Source organism: Lutibacter sp. TH_r2 (assembly GCF_033101135.1).
Taxonomy (GTDB): domain Bacteria; phylum Bacteroidota; class Bacteroidia; order Flavobacteriales; family Flavobacteriaceae; genus Lutibacter.
The window spans coordinates 323,991-331,515 of record NZ_JAWMPV010000004.1 but is presented as its reverse complement, the minus strand read 5'-3'; the positions used below and the strand labels follow the sequence as shown (position 1 = coordinate 331,515).

Genomic DNA, 7,525 nt, shown 5'->3' with positions numbered 1-7,525 from the left:
ATTAAAATATTTATTTAGTTAGTTTTGTGTTTATTAAGTTATGAACAAATATTTTATTAAAAATATTTTGTTTTATTAAACGTTTTAGAAATAATTAGTTTTATTTTGCACTTATTAATGAAAAAAATAATTTACTTCATACTTTTAAATTCATGTTTACTTTCAGCTCAAGTAGGAGGAGAAAGTATATATAATTTTTTAAATTTATCTACTTCTGCACGTCAAGCTGCGTTAGGAGGGAAAGCAATCACTTTACTAGATGATGTCAATCAGCCATTATGGAATCCAGCGACCATAAGTAATAAAATTGACAATAAAATTGGATTGAATTATATGAACTTTTTAGCGGATGTGAACTTAATAACAGTTTCTTATGCGCATATGATAAATCGGAATGTTGGAACTTTTCATACAGGAATTTCATATTTAAGTTATGGAAAATTTATTGGTGCAGATGAAAATGGTACAGAAACGGGTACATTTAAAGCTTACGATCTAGCCTTTTCTTTAGGATATGCTTATAACATTTTATATTCAGATTTTTATGTTGGAGCAAATTTAAAAATGATTAATTCTGTTATAGATAACTATTCTTCTTTTGGTGTAGGTGCTGATTTGGGTTTACTTTTTTATAATGAACATTTACCATATTCTTTATCATTGGCTTTACGAAATATTGGCTATCAAGTTACTTTGTATGATGAAGAAAGAGAAAATTTACCTTTTGAAATTCAATTAGGTGCTTCATATAAATTAGAGAATGTTCCTATCACTTGGCATGTTACTATAGATAATTTACAGCAATGGAAAGTTGCTTATGCTAATCCATCTAATACTACTACAACTATAGATGGCGAAGAAAATGAAGAAAGTATAAATTTTTTAGATAATGCTTTTAGGCATTTATCTGTAGGTGCAGAAATATTTCCAGAAGGTTTATTTAATCTTCGAGTAGGATATAATTTTAGAAGAGCAAAGGAATTGCTGTTGAATGATAAACGTACTTTTTCTGGTTTTACAGCTGGGTTCGGTCTTCAAATGAGACGAATAAAGTTCAATTATGCTTTTGCTAAATATCATCCTGCTTCTAACTCAAGTACATTTAGTCTTATTATTGATTTAAATTAAAAAATGAAAAAAATTGTAATCGCTATTGATGGATTTTCATCAACTGGTAAAAGCACTATTGCAAAACAATTGGCTAAAAAATTAGGCTATATATATGTAGATACTGGTGCCATGTATAGAGCAGTAACATTGTTTTCCATGCAAAAAGGTTTTATTACTGAAACTAAATTTGATAAAGAGTTGTTAATAGCTTCATTAAATACTATTGAAATTGGTTTTATGTTTAATGAGGAACTAGGATTTTCTGAAGTAATTTTAAATGGACTAAATGTTGAAAAAATGATAAGATCTCTTGAAGTTTCAAATTTTGTGAGTCAGGTTGCTGAAGTTTCTGAAGTGCGAAGAAAATTGGTGGAACAACAGCAAAAAATGGGAGAGGAGAAAGGTATTGTAATGGATGGTAGAGATATAGGTACTGTTGTATTTCCAAATGCAGAATTAAAATTTTTTATAAATGCTTCTGCAGAAACTAGAGCTTTACGTAGATATGATGAACTTACTAAAAGAGGAGATGATGTAACATATAAATCTATTTTAGAAAATGTTCAAATGCGCGATTATATTGATTCTACAAGAGAAGATTCTCCTTTAATAAAAGCAGATGACGCTATTGAAATTGATAATTCAGATTTAGATTTAAACGAGCAGTTTCAATTAATTTATAGAATAGTCCAAAAAAAAATAGAAGTAGCTTAAGGTATATTTAAATACTTATGTGTTTGTTGTGAAATTTTCCATTGTGGATTTTCCATCACATACTCAACTATTTTAGAAGTCATTTTTTCGCGTTTACTCCATTCTGGTTGTAAATATAATTCACAGTTTTCAGAAACTTTAGAAGCTTGTTCTTCTGCAAATTTAAAATCGTGATTGTTAGAAATAATAACTTTTAATTCATGCGCTTTTTTATAAATAGGTGCTAAAGGAAGTTTTGTTTTTTTTGGAGATAGGCAAATCCAATCCCAAGTTCCTGATAACGGATACGCTCCAGAAGTTTCAATATGCGTTTTTAAACCTTCTTGTTGTAACTTTTTAGTTAAAAAATCTAATTGCCACATTAAAGGTTCACCACCAGTTACTACAACAGTTTTAGCATATTGTTTAGCGTTTTCAATAATTTTTTCAGCTAGTGTTGGTGGATGTAAATCTGCGTTCCAACTTTCTTTAACATCGCACCAATGGCACCCAACATCACAACCACCTATACGTATAAAATAAGCTGCTTTTCCAGTATGAAATCCTTCTCCTTGAATAGTATAAAATTCTTCCATTAAAGGTAGCATTTCACCTTTATTTATAAGTTTTTGTATTTGTGTGTCAATCATCGTGCAAATATACATAAACACAATTATTTTAAATAATTCAAACTAATTATCTGTTGAAATTTTTAATTTGAGTTTTATATACTATTTTTAACAAAAATTACAACTAATGAGTAGAAAGGAAACTTTTTTTAAGCATATTACTGAAGGGTATAAAACAAAGGGTAAAAGTTTAATTTTTGGTTCTGCTATTTTAGATGGCGAAACTATAAAAGATGCTTTTGTAAAAGTACCACTTAAAACACTGAACCGACATGGTTTAATTGCTGGAGCAACAGGTACTGGTAAAACAAAGTCGTTACAAGTAATGGCGGAGAACCTTTCAGAAAATGGTATTCCTGTTTTATTAATGGATATAAAAGGAGATTTAAGTGGATTAGCTAAAGCAAGTCCTGGACATCCAAAAATTGATGAACGTCATGCAGCTATTGGTTTACCTTTTGATGCAAAAAAGTTTCCTGTAGAAATTTTAACAATTTCAGAACAAGAAGGTACAAGGTTAAGAGCTACTATTTCAGAATTTGGTCCTGTTTTGTTATCTAGAATTATGGATTTAACAGAAGCGCAAAGTGGTATTGTTTCTATTATTTTTAAATACTGTGATGATAATAAATTACCATTACTTGATTTAAAAGATTTTAAAAAAATTCTTCAATTTGCTACTGATGAAGGTAAAGAAGAATTGCAACGTGAATATGGTAGAATTTCAAGTATGAGTACCGGAGCTATTTTACGAAAATTAGTTGAACTTGAGCAACAAGGTGGAGATTTGTTTTTTGGAGAGCGCTCTTTTGATGTACAAGATTTGGTTAGACAAGATGAAGATGGAAAAGGAATAATTTCAATTTTAAGGTTAACAGATATACAAGATAGACCTAAAATGTTTTCAACTTTTATGCTTCAATTGTTAGCCGAAGTCTATTCTACGTTTCCAGAGCAAGGTGATAGCGGACAACCTGAATTGGTAATTTTTATTGATGAAGCACATTTAATTTTTAAAGAAGCTTCAAAAGCATTGTTATCACAAATAGAGAGTATTGTTAAGTTAATTAGGTCTAAAGGTGTAGGATTGTTTTTTGTAACTCAAAATCCTAAAGATGTACCAGAAGATGTGTTAGCACAATTAGGTTTAAAAGTTCAGCATGCGTTAAGAGCATTTACAGCAAAAGATAGAAAAGCCATTAAATTAGCTTCAGAAAACTATCCAGATTCTGAATATTATGATGTTGATGAAACACTAACTCAATTAGGAATTGGTGAAGCATTTGTATCAGCTTTAAATGAAAAAGGAATTCCAACACCATTGGCTGCAACTATGATGCGAGCTCCAATGAGTAGAATGGACGTACTTTCACCAACAGAATTAAAATCTCAAATAGAAAATTCTAGATTGTATTACAAATACAATGAAACCATTGATAGAGAAAGTGCTTATGAAATTTTGAATGATAAGATTGAACAAATAAACGATAAAGAGGAAGTTGAAAAGAAAAAGAAAGCAGTTTCAAAATCAAAAAGTTCATCATCTAGAAGCAGTAGTACTCGTATGAACCCTATTTTAAAGGTAGTAACAAGTGCAACCTTTATTAGAGGTGTGTTAGGAATTTTAAAAAGAGTTATATAATAAACCACCTAGTTTTAAATAAATTTGAGAAGATTTCGTTAAAATTAGGTACGTTTAAACAAATAGAATTTATGTTGATGTTAAAAAGAATTGTTTATTTATTAGTTGTTGTATTATTAGTTGTTCAATGCACAAATACTAATCAGTATTTAATAGAGAAAGGTAAAGTTGGTTTACTAACTAAAGATACAAAAGTAAGTGAACTTGCTTTAATTTTTAAAAGTGATTCTTTAGTAGCTATTATGAATTCTGAAAAAGATGCCAAATTGTTTTCTAGTGAAAATGATGAGTATATTGTATATTCTAAAAATGGTAAAAAGGTTTTAGAAATTGAACCAGAAAATCAACAAGATTCTTTATCAAAAATTAAAAGTATTCAAATTTTTGATTCAAATTATATAACTGATAAAGGTGTTTCTTTAAAATCTACTTTTAGTGAGATTAATAAAAATTATAGAGTAAATAAAGTTGAAACAACATTAACTTCTGCAACACTATTTATTGATGAATTAAATGCAACTATTGCTATTGATAAAAAAGAATTAGGTCTTAATCAGTTTAGTAGAGAAGAAGTGAGTTTAGATCAAATTCCTGAAATAGCAAAAGTTAAATTTTTCACTATTTGGTTTAATTAATAATTTTTGAAACTCTATTTAATATATTTAGAATTAAACTAACGTATATGTTTTGTTCATTTTTGCTACAGTACAATTCCAATTTAAAGTAGTTCTAATTTTTGTTTTTAATGCCTGACTTTGATGAGGCTCTCCATGATTAATAAAGGTTAATTTAGGTGGAGACTTAAAATGTTGTAACCAATCGATTAATTCGCTTTGATCTGCATGACCCGAAAATGCATTTATTTTAAATACTTCAGCTTTAATTTTGTAATATTTACCAAAAAATTTAAGTTCAGAATCTCCTGAAAGTAATGCTTTTCCACGTGTACCTTCTGCTTGGAAACCGACAATTAGAATGCTGTTTTTTTTATGTTCAATATACTTATCTAAATAATGTAATATTCTACCTCCAGTAATCATTCCGCTTCCAGCCATTATAATTTTAGGGTTATTATCACTAACAACAGTTTTAGAAGCTCTAACATCACTAATAAGTTGTACAGTATCAATCATACTTTTAATATCTTCAGATGTAAGTTTATGATTGTTTTTATGTGAGAAGTAAACTTCAGTAGCATTAACTCCCATTGGACTGTCCAAATAAATTGGAATGTTTGGTAGTTTATTTTCTCGTTTTAATATACTTAATAAATAAATAATTTCTTGAGCTCTTTCAACTGAAAACGTAGGTATCATCAAAACTCCTCCTTTGGCGTAAGTTTGCTCAATACACTCTAATAATTTGTTATTAATAGAAGTTTTTTTGTGTAGTCTATTTCCATAAGTAGATTCTATAACTAGGTAATCTGCTTTATCAACATATTCATATTTAGGAAGAAGTATTGGATTTTTTCTTCCAATATCGCCAGAGAACACTAAAATTTCTCCGTTTATTTTTAATATTACAAAAACACTACCTAAAATATGTCCACTATTCAATAATTTTAATTCAATTTCATCATTAATTTTCAGCCATTTATTAGATTCAATAATTTTAAAATGTTCTAAAGTTTTTTTTACATCTGAAACAGTATATAAAGGAACAGGTTTTGTATGTTTAGAATAATTATATTTAGCGGCTCTTCTAGCATCTTCTTCTTGTATTTTTGCACTATCTAATAAAATTATTTTGGTTAAATCTCTTGTAGCTGAAGTGCAATAAATTTTTCCTCTATAACCATTTTTTATTAGAATAGGTAAATATCCAGAATGATCCAAATGCGCATGTGTTAATAACACTAAATCTAATTCATTTAAATCTAGAGGAAGTGGCTCCCAGTTTTTTAATCTTAAATCCTTTAATCCTTGAAATAATCCGCAATCAATTAAAATTTTTGTATAATTAACTTCTAGTAAAATTTTTGATCCTGTAACTGTGCCAGCGCCACCATAAAAAGTAAGTTTCATTTTTATAGTTTTTAGTGAATAAATTAACTGATGTAAGTATTGTATCTAATTTACAAAAATAAAATGAGATGAAATAATTGTTTAAGTTTGAAAACTTAATTTTATTTTTGAATAAATTAAAATTTTTATGATGAAAAAATATATAATTCAAAAATCACCTTTTGTGGTTCCAACAACCGATGGGAAGTTAATTGAAGAACATTTTGGTTTAGCAAGTATAGATTCTGAATTGAGTATAGCACATATGGTAGCTCCTGCAAAATGGAGTGAACCTTTTCAAACTCCTGAATTTGATGAATATACTTATATTATTAAAGGAAAAAAACAATTTAATTTTGATGGAGAAATAGTAGTTTTAGAAGCCGGACAGTCTATTAAAATTTTAAAAGGAACAAGAATTCAGTATTCAAATCCTTTTAATGAAGAATGTGAATATTTAGCAGTTTGTTTACCAGCATTTTCAATGGATTTGGTAAATAGAGAAGAATAAAAAAAGGCTTCAAATTTTGAAGCCTTTTTAAGTATATAATTTTAGTTTAATTAGTATTTACGTTCACAAGCTAATAATGTGTTTTTCATAAGCATTGCAATAGTCATTGGGCCAACACCACCAGGAACTGGAGTAATAAAAGCAGATTTTTGACTAACACTTGAGAATTCTACATCACCAGCTAAACGATAACCACGTTTTTTTGTTTCATCTTTAACTCTAGTAATACCCACATCAATAACAGTTACTCCGTCCTTTACCATATCTCCAGTTAAAAATTCTGGAATACCTAAAGCAGCAACTATTATATCAGCTTGTAAACAAAGTTCTTTTAAGTTTTTTGTTCTACTATGAGCAACAGTAACTGTTGCATTACCAGCTGGTCTTTTTTGACTCATTAAAATACTCATTGGTCGGCCAACAATATGACTTCTACCAATAACAACAACATGTTTTCCTGAAGTTTCAACTTTATAACGTTCTAATAATTCTAGTATTCCAAATGGTGTAGCTGGTAAAAAAGAAGGTAAATCTAACGTCATTCTACCAACATTTGTTGGGTGAAAACCATCAACATCTTTATCTGGATTTACCGCCATTAAAACTTTTTGTTCATCAATATGTTTTGGCAACGGTAATTGAACAATAAATCCATCAATATCGTTATTTGAATTTAATTTTTCAATTTCATTTAATAATACTTCTTCTGAAGTTTCTTCAGGTAAGTCAACTAATGTAGAATTAAATCCAACTAATTCACAAGCTTTAACTTTAGCATTTACATATGTCATACTTGCACCATCAGTTCCAACTAAAATAGCAGCTAAATGAGGTGTTTTTTTTCCTTGAGCTTTTATTTTTTTTACAGATTCAGCAATTTCAATTTTTAAATCTGCTGAAGTTTTTTTTCCGTCTAGTAGTATCATTTATAGAG

Annotated in this window: 8 protein-coding genes; 5 read left to right on the top strand and 3 right to left on the bottom strand. The window is 28.5% G+C overall.

From position 1 onward, the window contains the following. Positions 1–117 precede the first annotated feature (117 nt). Entirely contained in the window at positions 118–1,128 is a 1,011-nt protein-coding gene (gene porQ / locus R3X25_RS13250) for a type IX secretion system protein PorQ (RefSeq protein WP_317675402.1), read from the top strand. Between the two features lie 3 nt (positions 1,129–1,131). After that, a complete protein-coding gene (cmk, locus tag R3X25_RS13245; protein ID WP_317675401.1) occupies positions 1,132–1,824 on the top strand; it encodes a (d)CMP kinase in 693 nt (230 codons plus the stop codon). On the opposite strand, the gene R3X25_RS13240 is transcribed toward cmk, so the two are convergent. Further along, complete coding sequence (locus R3X25_RS13240; RefSeq protein ID WP_317675400.1) at positions 1,821–2,468, bottom strand: 7-carboxy-7-deazaguanine synthase QueE; 648 nt, start codon at positions 2,466–2,468, stop codon at positions 1,821–1,823. The genes cmk and R3X25_RS13240 overlap by 4 nt on opposite strands. Positions 2,469–2,559: 91 nt before the next feature. Here R3X25_RS13240 and R3X25_RS13235 point away from each other — a divergent pair, with 91 nt between their 5' ends. Both R3X25_RS13235 and R3X25_RS13230 read left to right on the top strand, forming a co-directional pair. Continuing rightward, positions 2,560–4,074, top strand: a complete 1,515-nt coding sequence (locus tag R3X25_RS13235; RefSeq protein ID WP_317675399.1) for a helicase HerA-like domain-containing protein — start codon at positions 2,560–2,562, stop codon at positions 4,072–4,074. A 77-nt stretch (positions 4,075–4,151) separates the two neighbouring features. After that, the gene (locus tag R3X25_RS13230) at positions 4,152–4,709 is read left to right on the top strand and encodes a hypothetical protein (RefSeq protein WP_317675398.1); all 558 of its coding nucleotides are present in this window, start codon (positions 4,152–4,154) and stop codon (positions 4,707–4,709) included. Positions 4,710–4,742: 33 nt separating this feature from the next. On the opposite strand, the gene R3X25_RS13225 is transcribed toward R3X25_RS13230, so the two are convergent. Continuing rightward, the gene (locus R3X25_RS13225; RefSeq protein ID WP_317675397.1) at positions 4,743–6,101 is read right to left on the bottom strand and encodes an MBL fold metallo-hydrolase; all 1,359 of its coding nucleotides are present in this window, start codon (positions 6,099–6,101) and stop codon (positions 4,743–4,745) included. Between the two features lie 130 nt (positions 6,102–6,231). Here R3X25_RS13225 and R3X25_RS13220 point away from each other — a divergent pair, with 130 nt between their 5' ends. Continuing rightward, complete coding sequence (locus R3X25_RS13220) at positions 6,232–6,591, top strand: cupin domain-containing protein (RefSeq protein ID WP_317675396.1); 360 nt, start codon at positions 6,232–6,234, stop codon at positions 6,589–6,591. Positions 6,592–6,641: 50 nt separating this feature from the next. Here R3X25_RS13220 and R3X25_RS13215 read toward each other — a convergent pair whose 3' ends face one another. Then, the gene (locus R3X25_RS13215) at positions 6,642–7,517 is read right to left on the bottom strand and encodes a bifunctional 5,10-methylenetetrahydrofolate dehydrogenase/5,10-methenyltetrahydrofolate cyclohydrolase (protein WP_317675395.1); all 876 of its coding nucleotides are present in this window, start codon (positions 7,515–7,517) and stop codon (positions 6,642–6,644) included. Between the last annotated feature and the right edge of the window lie 8 nt (positions 7,518–7,525).